The following is a 22,139-nucleotide window of genomic DNA, read 5'->3' on the forward strand; positions in this document are numbered from 1 at the left end:
CCATTTTATCCATTTAAGTTCCTGTGTCAAGTACTTATTTGAAACTAAATTTTTAACCATCATCCTGAACCAGATTGCTAACCCCTTATGGGACGGGCTCTCCGTGTCAGTGAGGTCGCATTATAGAGAGTTCGATCACATTAGCAAGGGCTTTTTTAATAATATTCCAATTTTATGTTTTTATGGTTAAAGTCCATACAATTCAGTGTTAAATTAGCCTTAAAGACGCATTCTATTAACAGTTGATTATCATTTTAAGGGCATATAATATGAATTCTCCATTACGAAGCTATAAATCTACCTTTCCTACTATTGGATCAAATACCTATATAGATATTTCATGTGTTCTAATTGGAGATATCACTATCGGTCAAAACTCTAGTGTTTGGCCTTTGGTTGTAGCTAGAGGTGATGTAAATAGTATCTCTATCGGCGATAGATCTAATATTCAAGACGGTTCAGTTCTGCACGTTACGCATAAAAATACAGAAAACCCAAAAGGAGCCCCATTACTTATTGGTAATGATGTCACTATTGGCCATAAAGTCATGTTGCATGGTTGCGTAATTGAAGATCGAGTTCTTGTTGGAATGGGAAGCATTATTCTAGACAACGCTTATATTGAAGCGGATGTAATGATTGGCGCTGGTAGTCTGGTTCCACCAAATAAACGGCTAGAAAGTGGCTACCTTTATATAGGTAGCCCAGTTAAGCAAGTTCGCCCCCTATCTATAGAGGAAATAGCATCACTTAAAAAATCAGCATCAAATTACGTTGTATTTAAAAACGACTACATAGAAGAAGAAACTAGCTGATTTCAATTTCTCCTGAAGCATTGAACTCTTCATCTTCGATCAATGCTTCAGCTGTATCTTCAATATCAAAACGCAACTGATTAAAAATCTCACAGGCTTTCTCTTGACTGCAAACAGGTTCTCCGCTTTCTTCTTCAAGCCATGAGAATGAAACCAAACAATTAATTAAGTTTCCCATTTGTTGTGCTGAAAAACGCACACACTGGTTATCCAGATCTACGGTTAAATCATCTGAAAATAGAATCGATTGATTCATTACATACCTTCTAAGTTTTTTCGTAATTCGCGTAAAATTTGTTTGCTGCCTGGACGTAGCCCTCTCCACACAGTAAAACTTTCTGCAGCTTGACCAACTAACATACCTAACCCATCATAAGCTTGGTAAGCATCGTTTTCTAATGCCCATTGGTTAAAGATGGTTTTTCCTGAACCATACATCATGTCATAGCTAATCGCACCACCAGAGAATATAACAGGATCAATTTGAGGAAGCTCTCCAGATAAACTTGCAGATGTTGAATTAATAATGACATCAAAACTCTTATTAATGTCACTCATCTCTTTTGCTTCTATCCTTCCATAAGAAGAAAACAACCCTGCAAGTTGTTTTGCTTTTTCATAAGTTCGATTAACAAGCGTAATAGAAGCTGGGTTTTGCTTTAATAAAGGAAGAATGACACCACGAGCTGCGCCACCAGCACCAATTAATAAAATGTGTTTATCTTCTAAAGGTACTTGGTACTGCAATAAATCTTGAACTAACCCTTCGCCATCTGTGTTATCACCTAAAATAATGCCATCATCCAATTTTTTAAGTGTATTTACGGCTCCTGCTAGTTTTGCTCTTTCGGTTAATTGATCGACAAACTGAAATGCTTCTTCTTTAAAAGGGACCGTTACATTACAGCCTTTCCCTTGTTGAGAAAAAAACGCGGTCACTGACTCAACAAAACCATTTATGGGTGCTTCAATTGCTGAATATTCTAAATTCTGCATTGTTTGACGAGCAAATAAGGTATGAATAAAAGGTGATTTACTGTGTTTAACCGGGTTACCAAAAACGGCATACTTATCCATGTGAAAATATTCCCTGCAATGAAAGCGCTAAATGATGTTAGTAACCTTACCTTAAACCTATCATTGATGCATTACCCCTGGCGTAGCGTATTACCTGTTTTCGCATCACGAATTTCGGTTGGTTGAGTGCGATTACCCACTTCCCCTTGAAAAATGACCACACCTGTATTTCCTAGTTGAGCTTCAACTTCGGCAACACTTCGACAAGGCTCTAATCCTGAAAGGTTAGCACTGGTTGAAGTAATAGGCTTACCGAATGCATTACAAATAGCTTTCACTTGAGAGTGACCCGTTACTCTGACAGCAATACTATTAAACTGCCCAGTAACTAAAGATAATGTGGTTTCTTTAACAGGAACAATCCAAGTGACAGGACCAGGCCATGACGCTTTAATGGCATTGACTTGATCTTCTGTTAATTGTTCTAAATCGATATAAGGTAATAGTTGTTCAATAGATGCTGCAATTAAGATTAACCCTTTTTCTTTTGGTCTCTGTTTTACATCTAGCAATTTTAGCAAGGCTTGCTCATTATCAGGATCACAACCAACACCAAAAACACCTTCGGTCGGATAAGCGATAACATTCCCTATGTTCAAGGCCTCTACGACTTGATTTAGATTCTTCACATTAATACCACTCTCTTCTATATGTTGTATCTATTCTATTGATCTACTCAAATCACACAACCGCTTTCCTTTTTTGAATTGTCATCAATCATTAATAAGTTGAGCATTTCCTTACGCAAACGTTTTCCTTAATAAAAAATAACCGTATAATGCAGATAACTTTTCTATATTGCCAATATCTTTATTTAAGGAGTTCACAATGAAAGTCGGTATTATCATGGGTTCAAAATCAGACTGGCCAACAATGAAACTGGCCGCTGAGATGCTTGACCGCTTTAATGTGCCTTATGAGACAAAAGTAGTTTCTGCACACAGAACTCCTCAATTACTTGCCGATTATGCAACTCAAGCAAAAGATCGTGGCATTAAAGTAATTATCGCAGGAGCAGGCGGCGCTGCACACCTTCCAGGAATGGCAGCTGCATTCACAAGCGTTCCTGTTTTAGGTGTTCCAGTACAATCTCGCGCACTTAAAGGAATGGATTCATTGCTTTCAATTGTGCAAATGCCAAAAGGTATTGCTGTTGGTACGCTTGCGATAGGTGAGGCGGGAGCTGCTAATGCGGGTATTCTTGCTGCTCAAATCATTGGAACATCAAACGAAGAAGTAATGGCTGCGGTTGAAGCTTTCCGTAAAGAACAAACTGAAATGGTGTTAGAGAACCCAGATCCATCAGAGGATTAATCATGAATGTTCTTATTTTAGGTTCAGGTCAATTAGCTCGAATGATGTCTTTAGCTAGTGCTCCACTGAATATTGATGTGATCGCTTATGATGTTAATAGCCAACAAATTGTACATCCATTAACCCAACAAACTATTGATTTATCATTAGAGCAAGCGATAAACAATGTTGATGTAATTACCGCTGAGTTTGAACATATTCCTCATCATATTCTAGATATTTGCAGTATTAGTGGAAAATTCCAACCAACGCCTGATGCAATAAAGGCGGGGGGAGATCGTCGTCTTGAGAAAAAGTTATTAGACAATGCTCATGTTGCAAACGCCAAATACCATATCATCAATACCAAACAAGACTTTCTTAATGCTATCGATACTGTCGGGATCCCTATGGTTTTGAAAAGTGCCTTAGGTGGTTATGATGGAAAGGGTCAATGGCGCTTAAAAGATCTATCTCAAATTGATTCTATTTGGGAAGAAATGGATGAGCTAATCAAAAACTCTCCAGATCAAGCCATGGTTGCTGAACAATTTATTCCATTTAACCGTGAAGTTTCACTTATTGGTGCTCGTAATAAAAACGGTCAAATGGTGACTTACCCACTGACGGAAAATGTTCATGTCGATGGAGTTCTGGCTTTATCAACCGCATTAGAAGGCACCAGTGAGTTACAAGAACAAGCCGATCGCATGTTTACCGCTATCGCAGATGAGCTTAATTATATCGGAGTGCTTGCTATTGAGTTTTTCGATGTAGGCGGAAAGTTACTTGTAAATGAAATCGCTCCACGAGTTCATAACTCTGGACATTGGACTCAGCAAGGTACTGATATTTGCCAATTTGAAATGCACATTCGAGCAGTATGCAACTTACCATTAACGGGTAATGAATTACTTCGCTCAACAGCGATGATTAATATTTTAGGTGAAGATAGCTTACCAGATGAAATATTAACAATGCCGAATTGTCATATTCATTGGTATGGAAAAGAGAAGCGAGCAGGTAGGAAGATGGGGCATATCAATGTATGTGCTGAGTCCCCTGATATGCTACAAAAAGAGCTTTCTAAACTTGCGAATATTTTAGATAAACAAGCCTTTAAAGCCCTTTCTTAGATCTTAAATAATGAGTAACTTAATACTGATGATTAAGTTACTCTGCTTAGCTCTGATCTTCGGCACACTTTTTATCTGCACAAATAACTCGAACCCCTACTGCTGTTTCTTTTTTTAGCAGCAATTCAAAACCACATTTTTGGCAACACCCTTGTTGCGGTTCTAAATTAACAGCAAAACGACAGGCCGGATAAGCATCACACGCATAAAATGATTTACCAAAACGTGACTGTTTTTCATGCAATAAGCCTTTTTTGCAACTCGGGCATTCAATCAACTCTTTTGGCTCTTCCTTTTTCTGCTCTAACGATTCAATGTGCGTACATATGGGATAAGTAGAACAACCGATAAACATGCCATATCGACCCTGCCTTAATACTAACTCATTTTCACACTCAGGACATGGGATTCCCAGCTCTTTAACTATATGACCATCATTACTTTTTAATGGGCGAATATAGTCGCATTCAGGATAATTTTGGCACCCCAAAAATGGACCTCTTTTACCATAACGGATCATAAGTTCACCGCTACATTCCGGACAACTTTGATGCTCTAGCGCGTGTTCGTGAGCTTGAAATAATTGCTTATCTATTTTCCCAGACATTCAAAAACCTTAATGCGTAATGCCTACATCTGCAGTATAAAGCAGCTCTTCCATCTGCGTATAAGCACTCTCTTGACCTGGAACATTGAACAACACCATTAGCACGACCCATTTCAAATCGTCCAAAGAAAGATCCTCTGTTTCTAATGCCATTACCTGTTCGATGACCATTTCTCTCGTTTCACTTGTCAGTACTTTAATTTGCTCTAAAAAAAGTAAAAAACCACGACAAGCAGTGTCAATTCCATCAATTTCTTGTTGAGTATACACGCGCATTGACGTTGATGTACTTGGTTCTATGTGCGTATAAGAGTCCGATTCTTGTAGACGAGCTAAGTCTTCTAACCAATCAAGTGCTTTATAAATAGCCTCTTGGTGAAAGCCTGCTTTTAATAATTCTTCTTCAAGTTTTTCTTGTTCTACGTTTAGTTCAACATCACTATGGATATATGTTTCAAATAGATACATAAGAACATCCATCATGGCTAGCCCCTCCGCTTTTTAATGTAACCCCCTGGGACTGCAGCGATGAAACCTTGCAACTCTAATTCAAGTAATTGCATCATGATTTCATGTACAGGCATCTGACACCGCTCTGCGATTATATCAACAGGCGTCGCCTCACTGCCTACGGTAGCGAACACTTCAGGAAATGGCAATTGTTCTGTGATAACTTCTTGATCGAATAAGGACGGTTGGTGAGATATTGCACATTCAGTTAAAGCCCCAATTTCATCAAAAATATCTTCTGGAGATGAAACCAGTTTTGCTCCTGCTTTAATTAAGCTATTTGATCCTTGAGCCGTAGGGTTTTGAATCGACCCTGGAAGTGCAAAGACTTCTCGACCTTGTTCATTAGCATACCTTGCTGTAATCAGCGATCCTGAACGCTCAGCAGCTTCAACAACCAATACACCCGTCGAGAGTCCACTAATGATCCTATTTCGCCTGGGGAAATTATCAGCTCTTGGTGGTGTGTCAGGTCTAAACTCAGAAACCAAGGCGCCATTTTCACTCACTCGCTGAGCCAAGGCTCGGTGCTTAGCTGGGTATATCTTTTCTAGTCCAGAACCAAGAACAGCAATGGTTTTTCCTTTTGCTTCTATTGCACCATGATGTGCATACCCATCCACACCTAACGCAAGACCACTGGTTACAACATAATTATGTTGAACAATTGAGCGAGCAAATTCTTTAGAGCAATCTAATCCTTCAAGACTGGCATTTCTACTCCCAACTATCGCAACTTGTGGTTCAGACAAACACAACGCATCGCCCTTAACAAAAAGTACAGGAGGTGGAGCACTAATCTCAGACAACAACTTAGGGTATCTAGGATCGGTTAATGGCAAGATAGTATGATCAGAACTCTTTGCTTGCCAATTCAAACAGCTCTCAACTTGCTTATTCCCCATCTGTTTTAAATAAGTAATTTGAGATAGAGATAAGCCTAAAGCTTGTAACTGCTCATTATTGTATTGCAGAATATTTTCAACTGAATCGACACTGAGTAAACGAGACATTACCTTCCCACCTACTCTAGGACAAAAGCATAAAGTTAACCAAGCCGATAGATGATCTTCAGAAATGGGCATAACTTTATTTATTCCTCATTAGGAGACACGGCTATAACGCCTTTGTGTATTGGCATTTCACTTTTTGTGATGAGTGCTAAGCTAAATTTTTCATAAGGTCTAATAACGATTAACTCACCAATTTCAGTCTGAGGCAGTTGAATACCTTTTTTCTTGGTGTCTTTATCCGTCTCATAGTAATACTCGCCTTTATTACCATTAACAATATTTCCTTTCTCTCTCAAAGAAAACATACTTCCTTGCAATAAGCCGTCATTACTTCCTTTATCTATCACCGCGACTTGATTAACCGCTAAGTATTCTCCACCATCAATTGAACCTAATATGGATACATCAATATCTATTGGTGCAGGCTGGGGATAAAAAGTTGTCGTTAATTCTGTTTTTATTTCATCAGAAGAAATAGGTAAAACCACATCGTTAATTGCAATTTCTTGCTGCTGTTTAATGATTTTTAACCCGCTCATTCCTTCATTTCTTTCAGCTAACTCTGCAACACCTACAAGACGAAGAGCATAAGATGAGGCTTTATCGTCCTTACGCGAAAACTCATTAACGACTCGGTATATGCCCCATTCTTTATGTGATAACTCAGCATCCACGTACACCCTTTCACTTGCACTTAAAAATTTACGACCGTCACTAGTTCCTAGCACTCGGTAAGACGTTTCATAATTTATGTCGTCAATCAAACGATCGGACTGTAAATAGGGCACGACTAAGCTAGTCGGTAATGTAGGGACAGGCTCTTTCACTACCTTACGCACTTTAGGCGACAATTTCTTAAGCGGCTTAAGACTTAATACTGGGCTTCCATTATGCCAAGTTAAGGTTAATTCATCCCCTGGGTAAATTAAGTGAGGATTATTTATACTGGGGTTAATTTTCCATAATTTTGGCCAAAACCAAGGACTATCTAAGAATAATGCCGAAATATCCCAGAGAGTATCCCCTTTCTTAACGGTATATTGCTCTGGATAATCTTGTTTTAAAACCAGTTTATCGTCACTTGATATTGATGGTGATGAAAATAAAATAGCGCTAATTAATGATGAAAAAATGAGTGTTTTTTTTAACATGGTCCGCTTTCCTTGTCAGACATACCAACCGATGCTGTCATTTGCTCAATAAAATGTCTAGAATTGGAGCTATTAGGTTTATGCCGTTTTCGGCGCAGTTCAACATTTAGAGTAATTATGGCTTTATTAGAAGTATTAACGTTTCCGGACGATCGTCTACGCACCGTAGCAAAACCGGTAGAAGCAGTAACACCTGAAATCCAAAAGTTCATCGACGACATGATTGAAACCATGTACGACGAAGAAGGTATTGGCCTTGCTGCGACACAAGTTGATTTTCACCAACGTATTGTTGTGATCGACGTATCTGACACACGCGATGAACCAATGGTTTTGATCAACCCAGTAATCACACAAAAAAGTGGCGATGATGGTATTGAAGAAGGTTGTTTATCTGTTCCTGGCGCAAAAGGAATGGTTCCTCGTTCTGCAGAAGTATCAGTAACGGCTCTTGATCGCGATGGCAAAGAATTTAGCTTTGATGCTGATGACTTATTAGCTATCTGCGTTCAGCACGAATTAGATCACCTTGATGGCAAACTTTTTGTTGATTACTTATCGCCGTTAAAGCGTAAGCGCATCAAAGAAAAGTTAGAGAAGATCAAAAAATTCAACGCTAAAAACTAGCCATAACAATCCAAATAACTACTAAGCTATTTATTTGGATTGATATTAGAGATACCGAGGTCAACTTGAATAAACCATTACGCATTATTTTTGCGGGCACGCCCGATTTTGCCGCTCGCCATTTATCTGCACTTATCTCCTCTCACCATGAAGTGATAGGCGTATACACTCAACCAGATCGTCCTGCAGGTCGTGGTAAAAAGCTAACTGCGAGTCCAGTTAAAGAATTGGCGCTTGAGCACAATATCCCAGTGTTCCAGCCTGAAAACTTTAAGAGTGACGAAGCAAAGCAAGAACTGGCTGACCAAAATGCAGATTTAATGGTTGTGGTTGCTTATGGCTTATTGCTACCACAAGCGGTGTTAGATACACCAAGACAGGGTTGCATTAATGTTCATGGTTCTATTCTTCCTCGCTGGCGTGGTGCAGCTCCTATTCAACGCTCCATTTGGGCTGGTGATGCTGAAACAGGCGTAACCATTATGCAAATGGATATTGGTTTAGATACTGGCGACATGCTAAGCATTGCAACACTCCCAATTGAAGCAACAGATACCAGTGCGTCAATGTACAATAAATTGGCTGAACTTGGTCCTGTTGCTCTTGTTGAATGTTTATCGACGATTGCTGACGGCACTGCTGTTGCTGAAAAGCAAAACGATGAACAGGCTAATTACGCGAAAAAACTCAGCAAAGAAGAAGCTAAGATTGATTGGACAATGGATGCAGAAGCGATTGAACGTTGTGTTCGTGCTTTTAATCCTTGGCCAATGAGTCACTTCTCTGTTGAAGATAAAGCCATTAAAGTGTGGCAATCTCGTGTTGAAGAATACGCAGGAAATGCAACGCCAGGCACCATCATTCAAGCAGATAAAACAGGAATTTATGTTGCCACTGGCTCAAATGCCATTGTATTTGAACAACTGCAAGTTCCTGGAAAAAAAGCAATGGGCGTTCAAGATATTTTGAACTCTCGCAAAGAATGGTTTGAAGTGGGTAATACCCTTAACTAATTCTTCAAAAATATAAAAAGGTGGCATAATTGCCACCTTACTTTTTAAATGGCAAATATCATATTTGCCTTTTTATTTTTGCCAACCATATTTTAGGTGATGACATGAACGTTCGTGCTGCGGCAGCCAAAGTTATTTATCAAGTTGTCGATCAGGGTCATTCTCTCTCTTCAGCGCTTCCAAAAGCTCAATCTGAGATCAAACCTCGTGATCAGGCTTTACTGCAAGAGATCTGCTATGGCGTACTGCGCTTTCTTCCTCGTTTAGAGTCTGTTGCTCAATCATTGATGGATAAACCATTAAAGGGAAAACAACGAGTATTCCATCATCTAATTCTTGTTGGTATCTATCAACTGAGTTTCATGCGTATTCCTGCACACGCAGCTGTAGCTGAAACGGTTGAAGGCACAAAGAATTTAAAAGGTCCAAAACTGAGTGGATTGATCAACGCTGTGCTACGTAACTATCAACGTAGCCAAGAAGAATTGGATGCGAAATCAGTAAGTCATGATTCTGGTAAATACGGTCACCCTGGTTGGTTATTGAAAATGCTACAACAAGCCTACCCAGAGCAATGGGAAAATATTGTTGAAGCCAATAACAGTAAAGCACCAATGTGGTTACGTGTTAACAGTCAACACCACACTCGTGATGAGTACATAGCTCTACTTGAAAAAGAAGAGATTGAAGTGACTCCACACAGCCAAGCAACAGACGCATTATTATTAGATAAAGCACGCGATGTATATACACTACCAGGCTTTGAGCAAGGTTGGGTTTCTGTGCAAGATGCTGCAGCGCAATTATCGGCAGAATATCTACAGCCTCAAGATGGCGAGTTAATTTTAGACTGTTGTGCTGCGCCAGGCGGTAAAACAGCTCACATTTTAGAGCGCACAAAAAATACCAATGTGGTTGCGATTGACTGTGATGAAACACGTTTAAAACGAGTTTATGAAAACTTAGAGCGCTTAAACCTTAAAGCACAAGTTATTTGTGGCGACGCTCGTCACCCTGAAGAGTGGTGGAAAGGTGAGCAATTTGACCGCATTTTATTAGATGCGCCTTGTTCTGCAACTGGTGTTATTCGTCGTCACCCAGACATCAAGTGGCTACGCCGTTCTGAAGATATTAAAGCGCTGGCTGAGCTGCAAAGTGAAATCTTTGATGCGATGTGGCTACAGTTAAAATCTGGCGGCACCATGGTGTATGCGACGTGTTCAATCACTCCGCAAGAAAACTGTGACCAAGTAAAAGCCTTTTTAGAGCGCACAAAAAATGCCTCTTTAGTAGACAATACCGATCCTGCGAAACCAGGACGTCAAATTCTTCCTGGTGAAGAGAATATGGACGGCTTCTACTACGCTGTTCTACAAAAAGCATAACCTATATACGAGCGAGCAAGCGGTATGAAAATCATAATCTTAGGTGCAGGGCAGGTTGGCGGCACACTGGCTGAAAACTTGGTGGGCGAAAACAATGACATTACCGTTGTTGATAAGAGTTCGGAGCGACTGCGTGAGTTACAAGATAAATATGACCTTCGTGTTGTTCAAGGATTTGCCAGTCATCCAGACACCTTGAGAGAGGCTGGGGCACAAGATGCCGATATGCTGGTTGCGGTAACCAATTCTGACGAAACCAATATGATTGCGTGTCAGATAGCATTTACGCTCTTTAATACCCCAAACCGTATTGCTCGTATTCGGTCACCTGAATACTTAAAAGAAAAAGATCGCCTGTTCCAATCAGACGCGATTCCTGTTGATCACTTAATTGCACCTGAAGAATTAGTGACGGGATATATTGAACGTTTAATTGAATACCCAGGTGCGCTTCAAGTGGCTAGTTTTGCAGAGAAAAAAGTCAGCTTAGTGGCAGTAAAAGCCTACTATGGTGGCCCTCTCGTTGGGAATGCGTTATCTGCACTTCGAGATCATATGCCACATATTGATACTCGCGTTGCTGCTATTTTCCGACAAGGTCGTCCTATTCGTCCTCAAGGCACCACCGTTATCGAAGCCGATGATGAGGTTTTCTTTGTTGCAGCAAGTAACCATATCCGTTCAGTAATGAGTGAGCTGCAACGCTTAGAGCGCCCATACAAACGAATAATGATCGTTGGTGGCGGTAACATCGGTGCAGGCCTTGCGCGACGTTTAGAGCACAATTACAGCGTGAAATTGATTGAACGTAATATGAAACGCGCTGAAGAATTATCTGAGTTACTTGAAGAAAGTATCGTTTTTTGTGGTGATGCCGCCGATCAAGAATTATTGAGTGAAGAACACATCGACCAAGTGGATGTCTTTATTGCTGTAACCAATGAAGATGAAGCCAACATAATGTCAGCCATGCTTGCAAAACGCATGGGGGCAAAAAAAGTCATGGTCCTGATCCAACGTGGCGCTTATGTCGACTTGGTACAAGGAGGCGTGATTGATGTCGCCATTTCTCCACAGCAAGCGACCATTTCAGCGCTATTAACACACGTTCGTCGTGCTGATATCGTAAATGTATCTTCTCTTCGTCGTGGTGCAGCAGAAGCGATTGAAGCCATTGCTCATGGTGATGAAACAACATCGAAAGTGGTTGGCAAAGAGATTCAAAACATCAAACTCCCACCAGGCACAACCATTGGCGCAATTGTTCGTGGTGAAGAAGTGCTCATTGCCCATGATAAAACCGTGATAGAACAGGATGATCACGTTGTTATGTTCCTTGTGGATAAGAAATACGTTCAGGATGTCGAACGCTTATTCCAACCGAGTCCGTTCTTCTTATAATTATGGTTAACTACAAACCGATCCTATTCGTAATAGGGCTTGTTTTATCTAAACTTGCCCTATTTATGTATATCCCAACACTCGTCGCTCTTTTCACTGGTACCGGCGGTTTCATCGAGTTTGGACAAGCGGTTGCTATTACTCATATAGTGGCATTTGCTTGTTTAACTTTTGGCCGCAGTAAACAGTTTAAAATGAACGTGCGGGATATGTTCCTTATCACCACATTAGTCTGGACCATTGCCAGTGCCTTTGCTGCATTACCATTTGTCTTCATCAACCATATCAGCTTTACTGATGCCTACTTTGAAACCATGTCAGGAATAACAACAACAGGCTCTACGGTTCTCAGTGGTTTGGATGATATGGCGCCCAGCATTTTACTATGGCGATCAACGCTACAATGGCTTGGCGGAGTGGGATTCATTGTAATGGCGGTTGCTATTCTTCCAATGCTAAATGTTGGTGGTATGCGACTGTTCCAAACAGAATCGTCCGATTGGTCAGATAAAAGTGCACCAAGAACCAAATACGTCGCTAAATACATCGTCAGTGTGTATTTAAGTTTAACCCTATTATGTTTCTTAAGTTACTTAGTGACAGGAATGACGCCATTTGAAGCCATAAATCATGCCTTCACAACGCTATCCACTGGGGGCTATTCAACATCAGACAGCTCTATGAACCGTTTCTCTAATAGCACACACTGGGTTGCAGCTTTCTTTATGTTTGCAGGCGGATTGCCTTTTTTACTGTTTATTCAAGTATTGAAGAAACGAGACCCAAAAGTATTATTTAAAGATGCTCAGGTAGTTGGTTTTCTCAAACTTGTTTTAATTACCAGTTTATCTGTTGCGATTTGGCTTGTTCTCCATAATGACTATGCCGTTATGGATGCGTTACGCGTGTCAGTGTTTAATATCATTTCAGTGATAACCACAACAGGCTTTGGTTTGGATGATTTTACGGCGTGGGGGGCATTCCCTGCGATTATTTTTGCTTTTGTTATGATGGCAGGCGCTTGCTCAGGCTCGACTGCTGGTGGGATAAAAATCTTCCGTTTTCAAATTGCAGCGACAATGCTGAATAAGCAGATGATGAAGCTAATTCACCCATCAGGTATTTTTGTTCAGCGCTACAATGGACGCCCTGTTACTGACGATATAGCACGTTCTGTCGTTGCCTTGGTGTTTACCTTCTTCCTCACCATTATTGTTATTTCTGCATTACTAGGTAGCTTAGGTCTTGATCCTGTTACCAGTATCACAAGTGCCATTACTGCTGTTGCTAACGTAGGGCCGGGAATGGGGCATATTGTAGGTCCAACAGGAAACTTTGCGACTTTACCAGACAGTGCCAAATGGATACTCAGCATTGGTATGTTAATGGGACGACTGGAAATCCTAACAGTGCTTGTACTGTTCTTTCCGGCGTTTTGGAAGGGTTAATACTAAATTTAACTCACTAACGAATAACGCAGTAACAATGAAAAATGGCCTAGTATTTCTACTAGGCCATTTTTATTTCTAAACAGGCTTTACATAATAATAAATCGATAAAAATTGAGTAATACAGCCACCTAACACAAACAAATGCCAAATAGCGTGGTTATATGGGATCTTCTTCGCGACATAAAAAATAACCCCTAAAGAGTAAATTACCCCACCAAGCCCTAACAAAATAACGCCATTAATATCGATATGAATAACCAATTGATACACAGCAATCACTGATAACCACCCCATGATGAGATAGGTAATTAACGACAATTTTTTAAATCGATATACAAATACAATTTTTCCAATAATGCCGATAAGCGCAATAGCCCAAATAACACCCATTAACCAGTACGCCAATGGTGTTCTCAAACTCACTAATAAATAAGGTGTATAACTACCGGCAATCAAAAGAAAGATAGCGCAATGATCTAAGGTTTTTAATAACCTTTTCGCTTTTGGTGCAGCAATAGAATGGTAAAGCGTCGACGCTAGAAAAAGTAAAATAATACTGGCGCCATAAACAGACATACTTGCTATGGTTAACCAATCAGCATCCGCAGCATTTGCTTTTACTAATAGTAATATTAAAGCAACAACACCAAACACCATCCCTAATGCATGACTTAAACTGTTGGCTAATTCTTCTTTTTTTGAATAAGTGGCAGAAGTGGACATAATTTATCTCATAGAGTGATTGCTCGATGAAATAAGTATGACACATTTAAGCGTACAACTGTAAGCTTAAATGTATCATTTTTTATTTGAATAACAAGTGACACTGATAGCGCATAAACTATTAGGTCGTTTGATTTAAGAAATCAATAACTTGCTTTCCCGCCTCTTCCGGAGTTAAGCACGTAGATAAGCTTAATTGTCTTTTTAACTCACCACGTCCAAGCATTGATGATAGTAGTCCCAAAGCCCCACCTTGATGTCTTCTGTCTATCTCAAACCATAATTGCAGCTCATCCTTGGCTCTGTGAGCTATCATTTCAAGCTCTCGCCAGCGACCGTGATAAGGCCCATCGAACGGGACGAACTCAAATTCTTGAACAAAAGGCAACTCAAACCCTTTAACATATTCACATTCAACCTGGCGAATTCGTAATCCTTCTGTTTCTAATGCCGTTAGAACACCATCAAATAAATCATCGGGCCGAACGGTAATAGGATCTTTATCTTTTGGGTCTAAACCAAGAGATATATCTAACCCTGTTTGAACCCACACGTGGGCATCACCAATAGTGACAGGTGTATTTAACGGAAGATCCAACTCAAGCTCAAACTTTCGTTCTTGCTTAGGCTCTATAGTAAACGCATAAGGTAAGCTCCAATCAGCTAACACATGAGCTTGTTTTATCACTTCAGTTCGAGAGCCGTTATCACGGTTGCGCTTCACTTCTTTTTTATATTGGCAGCATAATTTCAAATCAATATTATCAATATGCTGCTCTGTTGCTCCACCTGTTACTTCAATAGTAACTTGAACCTTTTGGCCTGGAATTAACACTTCTTGATGAATAATTGTATCGACATTGGCAGAACCAATACCTAACGATGCTAATGTTTTCTTAAAAAAGGACATGGTTACTCTCCTCTGCCACGCATATATCTATCAACATAGTATTACGTAATATTCATAATTACGTTGAGATGTACCTCGACTAATTGACAGTTTATGATACTCTTACTGTGTGTTTTATGAACACATATCCCTGATGACTTATTTGGATTGGCGAAAGCTAAATAGAGTTCACCTTGATGTAACTCATAAGTTGTTAGGTCATTAATTTGGCCATGGAAGTGCCTGACTATAGAGATAACCAATGCGTCCTATGACTGTCAGGTTCTCACGCTCTGCTTCAACGCACAGTGTGGATCGTCGTCGCAGCCACTTTGTAAAAGTAGTTGCAACGAAAAAGAACGTACCAGAAATGACTCTTGTAATTTCCGAGAAAAAAGAAACTCAAGCTGATGTTTCATGTGCGGCTTAATTTAAAAGCGTAGCCTATGGGTTGCGCTTTTTCTTTTTGCATCATGATGTACTCTTCGACATATCACTTTCATTCCCCACCCTAACTTAGCTATACTTCTCCTTAATAAAAATAAGGAGAATGCTCAATGAAATGTCACCGCGTTAATGAACTTATCGAATTAATTCACCCAGAATGGCAAAAAGAACCAGAATTGAACTTAATGCAGTTCATTACGAAACTGGCTGAAGAAACAAAATACGAAGGTAAACTAGAAGATCTGACTGATGATGTTCTTATCTATCACCTAAAAATGCGCAATAGTGAAAAAGATGAAATGATCCCAGGTCTTGCAAAAGACCAAGAAGACGACTTTAAAACAGCAATATTAAGAGCGCGTGGCCTGCTATAACCTCATTATCTCGATCTGGTTTGCAATAAACCAGATCGATTTCCTATCAAATAAAACACACTTTTTTAACTAACTTTGAACCTTCCAACGTATTCATAACTCACATCAAGCTATAATTCAGTCGCAATGTCTTAATATCACCAACCTTGAAATGGTTCCGCTCAATAAAACCATTGTTGGGATACCTCATAAAAATAACTAGGAAGAATCATGAGTCAGGATAAAATCGACATCAAAGATGTGACTCCAAAACAGTTCAATCCCAAAACACATAAATCCAGTAGTGATCGTTTCAATCCCAATTCAGGTATTTACGTTCGTCAGAGTAAAGGGACATTTCAAAAATTACGCCGCTATGGCGCTTGGTTTTTATTAGCACTCTTTGTTCTTACTCCGTGGATTTCTTTTGGAGATCGTCAAGCGATTTTACTGGATATTGGTAGCCAACAATTTAACTTTTTTGGTACGACTTTATTCCCTCAAGATCTGACATTATTAGCGCTTCTCTTTGTTATCGCCGCCTTTAGTCTCTTTTTTATTACCACCTTTTTAGGCCGAGTTTGGTGCGGATACCTCTGCCCACAAACCGTTTGGACATTCATGTATATCTGGTTTGAAGAAAAACTAGAGGGCCCCGCCAATAAACGTCGCAAACAAGACCAAATGAAAATGACATCAAACTTGTTTCTTCGAAAAGCACTTAAACACTTTGCATGGGTAGCCATTGCGATAGCAACAGGCATCACTTTTGTTGGTTATTTTGTACCGGTAAAAGAACTTATTGTTGATTTCTTTACCTTCAATAGTGATTTTCTACCTGCATTTTGGGTTATTTTCTTTGCTGGTTGTACTTATGGAAATGCAGGATGGATGCGCTCAATCGTTTGTTTGCATATGTGTCCTTACGCACGATTCCAATCAGCCATGTTTGATAAAGACACTTATATTGTCGGTTATGACCCTAAACGCGGTGAAACCAGAGGCCCACGATCTCGTAAAAAAGATCCGAAAAACCTTGGGCTAGGTGATTGCATAGACTGTAATTTATGCGTTCAAGTTTGTCCTACCGGCATAGATATTCGTGACGGCTTACAATATGAATGTATTAACTGTGGTGCTTGTATTGATGCGTGTAATGAGACCATGAATAAAATGGGCTATGAAAAAGATCTTATTAGCTATACCACTGAGCATAAATTAGCAGGTCATAAGACTCATATCATGCGTCCAAAATTGATCGGTTATGGCCTTGTCATGCTATTGATGATGGGTCTTTTCTTTACTCAAATAACCTCTGTAGAACCAATGGGACTTGATGTATTAAGAGATAGAAACCAACTTTCTCGCATTAATAGCACCGGTTTAATTGAAAATACTTACACGTTGAAAATTATAAATAAGACTCAACAGAGCCAAGAATATCAACTATCAGTTACCGGTATTAACAACCTGACTTGGTACGGAGAACAAAGCGTTAACGTCAATGCTGGTGAAGTATTAAGTTTACCAATGAGTTTGGGTGCACAAGACACTGAGTTAAGCAAAACCATTACCACCATTGAATTTAAAATTACCAATTCTGATGGCCAAGCGATAAAAGCTGAAAGTCGATTCTTTAAAAAGCTATAATCGTTCTATTACTGGATCAAAGGGCTCGCCATGAGCCCTTTTTATTTGAGAATAACTATGACTGAACATGCCTTTAATTTCAGCACGCTTACCCCTGATTTATTATGGAATGCGTTAGCTGATATTGGTATTCGCGCTGAATCAGGGTTTCTTGCTTTAAACAGCTACGAAAACCGGGTGTATCAATTTACTGATGAAGAAAGACGCCGTTATGTCGTGAAGTTTTATCGTCCTCAGCGTTGGTCTGAAGCCCAAATATTAGAAGAGCACCTCTTTGCTAGACAATTAGTTCAGCAAGATATCCCTATCGCAGCCCCGCTTGAGATTAATGGTAAAACACTTCACTTTGCCAATGGTTACTGGTTTGCTTTGTTTGATAGCTTGGGTGGTCGTACATTTGAAGTGGATAATTTTGACCAACTTGAATGGGTTGGGCGCTTTTTAGGCCGTATTCATAAAGTTGGTGAATCTGAACTGTTTCAACACCGCCCAACAATTGGTTTGGATGAGTATTTATACCAACCAAGAAAACTATTAGAAAACAGCTCGTTCATACCCTCTCATTTAGAAAACAGCTTTTTTTCTGATATGGATATGTTGATCAAGCAAATCGAACAACATTGGCAACCAAGCAAGGCGATTCGTCTGCATGGCGATTGTCACCCAAGTAATATTTTATGGAGCGATGGTCCATTATTTGTTGATTTAGATGACGCGAGAAATGGGCCAGCAGCACAAGATTTATGGATGTTATTGAATGGCGAACGACAAGATAAGCTTATTCAGTTAGATATTTTATTAGAGTCTTATTCCGAATTTTGTGACTTTGATTCTAACCAATTGAAACTAATTGAACCTTTACGCGGTCTACGAATGGTGCACTACATGGCATGGCTTGCAAAACGTTGGAAAGATCCGGCTTTTCCTATTGCATTTCCATGGTTTGCCGACGCAAAATACTGGGAAAGCCAAGTACTCGGATTTAAAGAGCAAATTGCAGCATTAAATGATGCACCTTTAGAACTGATGCCTCAATGGTAAAATTATAATACTAACCACAAATGGATTGGAGAGAGTTACACATGATGAAGAAAATGATGGCACTGTTTGGTGCTTTGGTACTGAGTTTTTCAGTAAACGCAGCAAACTTTACAGAAGGTGATTACTATAGAGTTCTTGACCTACCTGAGTCAAAAACACCAACAGTAAATGAATTTTTCTCTTTCTACTGCCCACACTGCAGTAGCTTCGAACCTCTTATTCAGGGTTTAAAGAAAACACTGCCTGACAATGCGACATTTAAGAAAACTCACGTTTCATTTATGGGTGGACCAATGGGTTTATCAATGAGTAAAGCCTATGCAACCATGGTATCTCTGGGTGTAGAAGATAAAATGGTTCCTGTTTTCTTCAACCGTATTCATACTATGAATAAGCCACCACGTAACGAAAAAGAAATTCGCCAGATCTTCTTAGATGAAGGTGTAAATGCAAATGACTTCGATGGTACTTACAATAGTTTTGCAATTAACTCTATGGTTAACCGTTTTGATAAAGCATTTCAAGACAGCGGATTAACAGGCGTTCCAGCGGTTATTGTTAACAACAAATACCTTGTTGAAACAGGTAAAGTTCAAAGTGCTGAAGAATACTACGAGTTAGTAAACTGGCTACTAAAGAAATAAGACACAAAAAAGGGAGCGATAATTCGCTCCCTTTTTTTATTCTTTATTTTTTAGAACACCTTGTAGATAGTCGTCCTTCTCTTTCCATAAGTCATTTACCCACTTATGAAAGCCACGCTTAAAGGCCTTATCACCAAAGTAGTCTCCATTTACCTTTTCATCATTAGGATGCAAATTAATACGAACAACGACTTTAGTTAATTTCCCTTGCAACATATCGATAAATGGCGAATTTTGGTTCTCTGGATACGCAAGCGTCACATCAACAATACCATCAAACAATTCTCCCATCGCAGATAACGTAAAAGCAATGCCACCAATCTTAGGCTTAAATAAATGCTGATAAGGCGTTCGAGCTTCCAGTAATTTTTCAGGCGTTGCACGAGTCCCTTCAACAAAGTTAACCACGGTTGTTGGTACTGCTCGGAAGTTTTCACACGACTTCTTTATCGCATTAAAATCATCTTCACGACGCTCAGGATCTCGGCGCATGAATGGCATATCAGCCCCCCAACACGCCAAACCGACAAAAGGGACATAAAGTAATTCATACTTTAAAAAGAACTTAGTCATTGGGATCTTATCTTTCATTACTGAAGATAAAATCACGATATCAGCCCAACTCACATGATTCGAAAGCAATAAATACCAGTTATCTTGAGATAAGCTTTCACCACCTTCAATTTTCCACTCTATAGTATTGTTAATATTAAGCATCCATAGGTTTAGTGTTGCCCAACCCCATAATGTTTTGTTTGCCATAGATACTGTGATTTTTTTTACGATAGCAACAGGAAGAAGTAACTTAATCACAGCAAAAAAGCTGATAATTAAAGAGGTTAACGCTGTATTAAGCATAACAAGCAAAACACTGATAACCAGTCGAATATTAGCAAACATAGGGTTCTTCATTTATTAACAGAGTGAAAATTGCGCATATAATAACAAGCCTCACTTAATATTGTTAATAAGTTTTATCCGTATCAGCATAAGTGACCTTAAACCGCTTGTGCTGTCAGTTGCTTTAAAAGCCTATCCATGGCGCGATAACCTACCGCTTCGGCTAAATGAATACGTTGAATATGTTCTTCATTCGCTAAATCAGCAATCGTTCTCGCTACTTTAATGATCCGATGATAAGCACGAATAGAAAGGCCTAACTGATGTAGCGTATTCTCTAAAAAAGCCGCATCATCTTTATGTAATGGGCAATACTGTTCTATTTCTCGACTACCCAATAAGGCATTAATTTTATTACTGCGTTTAAGCATTCGCATTCGAGCTAAAATCACTCTTTCTTTCACGGTTTGAGTTGATTCTCCTCTATCTCCCCCTTCCGTTAAGGTTCCTTTAGGTAATAAAGGGATCTCTAAAGACATATCAAAGCGATCAAGCAGCGGACCTGATATACGATTTAAGTAGCGCAAAATAAGCTGCGGATTAGTACGAGTTTGATTACCTTCGTAATAGCCCGTAGGACTTGGATTTAATGCACCTACTAATTGAAAACGAGCAGGAAACCGTGTCTTACTCGCTGCACGAGAAATGACAATTTCGCCTGACTCTAAAGGCTCACGCAATGAATCGAGCACTTTTCTCTCAAATTCCGGCATTTCATCTAAAAATAGAATCCCATTATGGGCTAACGAGATCTCTCCCGGTCTTGGTATCGAACCACCACCAACTAACGCGGCCATAGAGCTAGAGTGATGCGGAGAACGAAAGGGACGCGATCGCCAATTAGATTCTGTAATATTTTGATGAGTTAATGAAGCCACAGCCGCAGTTTCTAATGCCTCATCATTGGTCATCTCAGGTAATAGATCACTCATGCGAGAAGCCAGCATGGTTTTGCCTGTCCCAGGAGGACCGAGATACAATAAATTATGACCTCCTGCTGCAGCGATTTCTAACGCTCGTTTACCTTGTTGTTGGCCAATAATATCTTGTAGATCTCGCTCCATTGCCTCCACTTCTTGTTCTATTTTTTCAGACGTTAATAATCCAAGTTGCTGCTGCCCACAAAGGAAACCGCACACCGATAACAAATGAGGGGCTGATTTATGGATATCTTTTCCAACCAACGCAGCCTGATCACCATTTTCATCAGGAACCACTAAGCACCGATTAGATTTTAATGAGGCTAAAGCTGCGGGTAACACGCCTTTTACTCGACGCAACTCACCAGAAAGAGCAAGTTCTCCCACGAACTCATACCCATCCAATTTCGTTTCTGGTATTTGATCTGAAGCAGCAAGAATGCCAAGCGCAATCGGAAGATCAAACCGCCCTCCTTCTTTAGGTAAATCCGCCGGAGCTAAATTCACCGTGATCCGCTTTGATGGAAATTCAAAGTTAGCATTAATAATGGCGCTTCTTACCCTATCTTTCGCTTCTTTAACTGTGGTTTCAGGTAATCCAACTAAACTAAATCCCGGCATTCCATTACTGATATGAACCTCAACCGTTACCTCTGGTGCTTCAACACCAACACATGCTCGACTGTGTATTATTGCTAATCCCATTTCCCTACCCAATGATTTATAAAGCGACTATTTCGACGCTTTTTATTGATTTGTTATATATAAGCGCTAAATGAACGAGAATTGTGAATAAAATGAGAGTTTTTTCTTGTCATGAGAGCCATGTCTGTGTTACCACTAAGTTAATGTAACGAATTATCAAAAAAAACACGCTTACGGACAGATTAAATGACTTTTGTTGCTCAACTGAATATTCTAATTATTAACATTCTCGTGGTGATTCTAGTCACCGCGCGGGGATGAGTGAGCAAAAAGTCGCAATAGCAACGCACACTTAAAACCCCCAAGCTTACAAGCAAGGGGGTTTTTTTATAGATTCAGGAAGAAATGGGAGCACATGATGTGCAAGAATAGAGAAACAACCACTCAC

24 protein-coding genes are annotated in these 22,139 nt (G+C 39.7%); 13 read left to right on the forward strand and 11 right to left on the reverse strand.

Annotated features, from left to right (window positions below):
- Window positions 1–269: 269 nt before the first annotated feature.
- Window positions 270–815 (forward strand): gamma carbonic anhydrase family protein, encoded by a 546-nt coding sequence (locus PVK71_RS05510; RefSeq protein WP_274420187.1) that lies wholly within the window; start codon window positions 270–272, stop codon window positions 813–815.
- Here the strand turns inward: PVK71_RS05510 and PVK71_RS05515 are convergent.
- The 3 genes from PVK71_RS05515 to PVK71_RS05525 all read right to left on the reverse strand — a co-directional run bounded on the left by PVK71_RS05515 (window position 808) and on the right by PVK71_RS05525 (window position 2,521).
- Window positions 808–1,071, reverse strand: a complete 264-nt coding sequence (locus PVK71_RS05515) for a DUF1488 domain-containing protein (RefSeq protein ID WP_274420185.1) — start codon at window positions 1,069–1,071, stop codon at window positions 808–810. The genes PVK71_RS05510 and PVK71_RS05515 overlap by 8 nt on opposite strands.
- Window positions 1,071–1,892: a shikimate dehydrogenase gene (gene aroE / locus PVK71_RS05520; RefSeq protein WP_130045723.1), complete on the reverse strand. Its 822-nt coding sequence runs from the start codon at window positions 1,890–1,892 to the stop codon at window positions 1,071–1,073. Before aroE ends, PVK71_RS05515 begins: the two co-directional genes overlap by 1 nt.
- 71 nt (window positions 1,893–1,963) lie before the next feature.
- A complete protein-coding gene (locus PVK71_RS05525) occupies window positions 1,964–2,521 on the reverse strand; it encodes a Sua5/YciO/YrdC/YwlC family protein (protein ID WP_274420182.1) in 558 nt (185 codons plus the stop codon).
- Window positions 2,522–2,720: 199 nt separating this feature from the next.
- Between PVK71_RS05525 and purE the strand changes: the two genes are divergently transcribed.
- Together purE and PVK71_RS05535 are read left to right on the forward strand one after the other, a co-directional pair.
- Entirely contained in the window at window positions 2,721–3,206 is a 486-nt protein-coding gene (gene purE, locus PVK71_RS05530; protein WP_005421516.1) for a 5-(carboxyamino)imidazole ribonucleotide mutase, read from the forward strand.
- 2 nt (window positions 3,207–3,208) lie between these two features.
- The gene (locus PVK71_RS05535; RefSeq protein ID WP_274420179.1) at window positions 3,209–4,321 is read left to right on the forward strand and encodes a 5-(carboxyamino)imidazole ribonucleotide synthase; all 1,113 of its coding nucleotides are present in this window, start codon (window positions 3,209–3,211) and stop codon (window positions 4,319–4,321) included.
- 46 nt (window positions 4,322–4,367) lie between these two features.
- Here the strand turns inward: PVK71_RS05535 and PVK71_RS05540 are convergent, their stop codons facing one another.
- Genes PVK71_RS05540 through PVK71_RS05555 form a run of 4 tightly spaced genes read right to left on the reverse strand, consistent with a single transcriptional unit; the run spans window position 4,368 to window position 7,602 of the window.
- Window positions 4,368–4,928: a DNA topoisomerase family protein gene (locus tag PVK71_RS05540; protein WP_274420177.1), complete on the reverse strand. Its 561-nt coding sequence runs from the start codon at window positions 4,926–4,928 to the stop codon at window positions 4,368–4,370.
- 9 nt (window positions 4,929–4,937) lie between these two features.
- Window positions 4,938–5,411 carry a DUF494 family protein gene (locus tag PVK71_RS05545; protein ID WP_130045727.1) on the reverse strand — a complete coding sequence of 158 codons (474 nt, stop codon included), beginning with the start codon at window positions 5,409–5,411 and terminating at the stop codon, window positions 4,938–4,940.
- A 2-nt stretch (window positions 5,412–5,413) separates the two neighbouring features.
- The gene (dprA, locus tag PVK71_RS05550) at window positions 5,414–6,517 is read right to left on the reverse strand and encodes a DNA-processing protein DprA (RefSeq protein ID WP_274420192.1); all 1,104 of its coding nucleotides are present in this window, start codon (window positions 6,515–6,517) and stop codon (window positions 5,414–5,416) included.
- Window positions 6,518–6,531: 14 nt separating this feature from the next.
- Window positions 6,532–7,602 carry a LysM peptidoglycan-binding domain-containing protein gene (locus PVK71_RS05555; protein WP_274420174.1) on the reverse strand — a complete coding sequence of 357 codons (1,071 nt, stop codon included), beginning with the start codon at window positions 7,600–7,602 and terminating at the stop codon, window positions 6,532–6,534.
- A gap of 117 nt (window positions 7,603–7,719) precedes the next feature.
- Here PVK71_RS05555 and def point away from each other — a divergent pair, with 117 nt between their 5' ends.
- The 5 genes from def to PVK71_RS05580 all read left to right on the forward strand — a co-directional run bounded on the left by def (window position 7,720) and on the right by PVK71_RS05580 (window position 13,476).
- Entirely contained in the window at window positions 7,720–8,229 is a 510-nt protein-coding gene (def, locus tag PVK71_RS05560; protein WP_122033472.1) for a peptide deformylase, read from the forward strand.
- Window positions 8,230–8,294: 65 nt separating this feature from the next.
- Window positions 8,295–9,242, forward strand: coding sequence for a methionyl-tRNA formyltransferase (gene fmt / locus PVK71_RS05565; protein WP_274420171.1), 948 nt, complete (start codon window positions 8,295–8,297; stop codon window positions 9,240–9,242).
- 104 nt (window positions 9,243–9,346) lie between these two features.
- The gene (gene rsmB / locus PVK71_RS05570; protein ID WP_274420169.1) at window positions 9,347–10,627 is read left to right on the forward strand and encodes a 16S rRNA (cytosine(967)-C(5))-methyltransferase RsmB; all 1,281 of its coding nucleotides are present in this window, start codon (window positions 9,347–9,349) and stop codon (window positions 10,625–10,627) included.
- A 24-nt stretch (window positions 10,628–10,651) separates the two neighbouring features.
- Window positions 10,652–12,028 (forward strand): Trk system potassium transporter TrkA, encoded by a 1,377-nt coding sequence (trkA, locus tag PVK71_RS05575; RefSeq protein WP_130045733.1) that lies wholly within the window; start codon window positions 10,652–10,654, stop codon window positions 12,026–12,028.
- Between the two features lie 2 nt (window positions 12,029–12,030).
- Window positions 12,031–13,476: a TrkH family potassium uptake protein gene (locus PVK71_RS05580; protein WP_274420167.1), complete on the forward strand. Its 1,446-nt coding sequence runs from the start codon at window positions 12,031–12,033 to the stop codon at window positions 13,474–13,476.
- Between the two features lie 78 nt (window positions 13,477–13,554).
- Here PVK71_RS05580 and trhA read toward each other — a convergent pair whose 3' ends face one another.
- Entirely contained in the window at window positions 13,555–14,202 is a 648-nt protein-coding gene (gene trhA / locus PVK71_RS05585) for a PAQR family membrane homeostasis protein TrhA (RefSeq protein WP_274420165.1), read from the reverse strand.
- Between the two features lie 121 nt (window positions 14,203–14,323).
- Complete coding sequence (locus PVK71_RS05590) at window positions 14,324–15,112, reverse strand: sporulation protein (protein ID WP_274420163.1); 789 nt, start codon at window positions 15,110–15,112, stop codon at window positions 14,324–14,326.
- 241 nt (window positions 15,113–15,353) lie between these two features.
- Here PVK71_RS05590 and PVK71_RS05595 point away from each other — a divergent pair, with 241 nt between their 5' ends.
- The 5 genes from PVK71_RS05595 to PVK71_RS05615 all read left to right on the forward strand — a co-directional run bounded on the left by PVK71_RS05595 (window position 15,354) and on the right by PVK71_RS05615 (window position 19,226).
- Complete coding sequence (locus PVK71_RS05595; RefSeq protein ID WP_130045737.1) at window positions 15,354–15,521, forward strand: hypothetical protein; 168 nt, start codon at window positions 15,354–15,356, stop codon at window positions 15,519–15,521.
- A gap of 127 nt (window positions 15,522–15,648) precedes the next feature.
- Window positions 15,649–15,912, forward strand: coding sequence for a YihD family protein (locus tag PVK71_RS05600; RefSeq protein ID WP_130045738.1), 264 nt, complete (start codon window positions 15,649–15,651; stop codon window positions 15,910–15,912).
- A 210-nt stretch (window positions 15,913–16,122) separates the two neighbouring features.
- Window positions 16,123–17,541 (forward strand): cytochrome c oxidase accessory protein CcoG, encoded by a 1,419-nt coding sequence (ccoG, locus tag PVK71_RS05605; RefSeq protein WP_274420160.1) that lies wholly within the window; start codon window positions 16,123–16,125, stop codon window positions 17,539–17,541.
- A 57-nt stretch (window positions 17,542–17,598) separates the two neighbouring features.
- Window positions 17,599–18,582, forward strand: coding sequence for a serine/threonine protein kinase (locus tag PVK71_RS05610; protein ID WP_274420158.1), 984 nt, complete (start codon window positions 17,599–17,601; stop codon window positions 18,580–18,582).
- 44 nt (window positions 18,583–18,626) lie between these two features.
- Entirely contained in the window at window positions 18,627–19,226 is a 600-nt protein-coding gene (locus PVK71_RS05615; RefSeq protein WP_208846113.1) for a thiol:disulfide interchange protein DsbA/DsbL, read from the forward strand.
- Between the two features lie 36 nt (window positions 19,227–19,262).
- On the opposite strand, the gene PVK71_RS05620 is transcribed toward PVK71_RS05615, so the two are convergent.
- Both PVK71_RS05620 and PVK71_RS05625 read right to left on the reverse strand, forming a co-directional pair.
- A complete protein-coding gene (locus PVK71_RS05620) occupies window positions 19,263–20,126 on the reverse strand; it encodes an acyltransferase (RefSeq protein WP_207216144.1) in 864 nt (287 codons plus the stop codon).
- A gap of 98 nt (window positions 20,127–20,224) precedes the next feature.
- On the reverse strand, window positions 20,225–21,751 hold the full coding sequence (locus PVK71_RS05625) for a YifB family Mg chelatase-like AAA ATPase (protein ID WP_274420155.1): 1,527 nt from the start codon (window positions 21,749–21,751) through the stop codon (window positions 20,225–20,227).
- Window positions 21,752–22,139: the final 388 nt, after the last annotated feature.

This window comes from Aliivibrio sp. S4MY1 (genome assembly GCF_028765545.1).
In the GTDB taxonomy this organism is placed as follows: domain Bacteria; phylum Pseudomonadota; class Gammaproteobacteria; order Enterobacterales; family Vibrionaceae; genus Aliivibrio.

What these genes read in the sequence shown, in the direction of transcription:
- PVK71_RS05510 (WP_274420187.1), top strand. Translation starts at nt 270, where the DNA reads ATGAATTCTCCATTACGAAGCTATAAATCTACCTTTCCTACTATTGGA.
- PVK71_RS05515 (WP_274420185.1), bottom strand. Translation starts at nt 1,071, where the DNA reads ATGAATCAATCGATTCTATTTTCAGATGATTTAACCGTAGATCTGGAT.
- aroE (WP_130045723.1), bottom strand. Translation starts at nt 1,892, where the DNA reads ATGGATAAGTATGCCGTTTTTGGTAACCCGGTTAAACACAGTAAATCA.
- purE (WP_005421516.1), top strand. Translation starts at nt 2,721, where the DNA reads ATGAAAGTCGGTATTATCATGGGTTCAAAATCAGACTGGCCAACAATG.
- PVK71_RS05535 (WP_274420179.1), top strand. Translation starts at nt 3,209, where the DNA reads ATGAATGTTCTTATTTTAGGTTCAGGTCAATTAGCTCGAATGATGTCT.
- PVK71_RS05540 (WP_274420177.1), bottom strand. Translation starts at nt 4,928, where the DNA reads ATGTCTGGGAAAATAGATAAGCAATTATTTCAAGCTCACGAACACGCG.
- PVK71_RS05545 (WP_130045727.1), bottom strand. Translation starts at nt 5,411, where the DNA reads ATGATGGATGTTCTTATGTATCTATTTGAAACATATATCCATAGTGAT.
- PVK71_RS05555 (WP_274420174.1), bottom strand. Translation starts at nt 7,602, where the DNA reads ATGTTAAAAAAAACACTCATTTTTTCATCATTAATTAGCGCTATTTTA.
- def (WP_122033472.1), top strand. Translation starts at nt 7,720, where the DNA reads ATGGCTTTATTAGAAGTATTAACGTTTCCGGACGATCGTCTACGCACC.
- rsmB (WP_274420169.1), top strand. Translation starts at nt 9,347, where the DNA reads ATGAACGTTCGTGCTGCGGCAGCCAAAGTTATTTATCAAGTTGTCGAT.
- trkA (WP_130045733.1), top strand. Translation starts at nt 10,652, where the DNA reads ATGAAAATCATAATCTTAGGTGCAGGGCAGGTTGGCGGCACACTGGCT.
- PVK71_RS05580 (WP_274420167.1), top strand. Translation starts at nt 12,031, where the DNA reads ATGGTTAACTACAAACCGATCCTATTCGTAATAGGGCTTGTTTTATCT.
- trhA (WP_274420165.1), bottom strand. Translation starts at nt 14,202, where the DNA reads ATGTCCACTTCTGCCACTTATTCAAAAAAAGAAGAATTAGCCAACAGT.
- PVK71_RS05590 (WP_274420163.1), bottom strand. Translation starts at nt 15,112, where the DNA reads ATGTCCTTTTTTAAGAAAACATTAGCATCGTTAGGTATTGGTTCTGCC.
- PVK71_RS05595 (WP_130045737.1), top strand. Translation starts at nt 15,354, where the DNA reads ATGCGTCCTATGACTGTCAGGTTCTCACGCTCTGCTTCAACGCACAGT.
- PVK71_RS05600 (WP_130045738.1), top strand. Translation starts at nt 15,649, where the DNA reads ATGAAATGTCACCGCGTTAATGAACTTATCGAATTAATTCACCCAGAA.
- ccoG (WP_274420160.1), top strand. Translation starts at nt 16,123, where the DNA reads ATGAGTCAGGATAAAATCGACATCAAAGATGTGACTCCAAAACAGTTC.
- PVK71_RS05610 (WP_274420158.1), top strand. Translation starts at nt 17,599, where the DNA reads ATGACTGAACATGCCTTTAATTTCAGCACGCTTACCCCTGATTTATTA.
- PVK71_RS05615 (WP_208846113.1), top strand. Translation starts at nt 18,627, where the DNA reads ATGAAGAAAATGATGGCACTGTTTGGTGCTTTGGTACTGAGTTTTTCA.
- PVK71_RS05620 (WP_207216144.1), bottom strand. Translation starts at nt 20,126, where the DNA reads ATGTTTGCTAATATTCGACTGGTTATCAGTGTTTTGCTTGTTATGCTT.
- PVK71_RS05625 (WP_274420155.1), bottom strand. Translation starts at nt 21,751, where the DNA reads ATGGGATTAGCAATAATACACAGTCGAGCATGTGTTGGTGTTGAAGCA.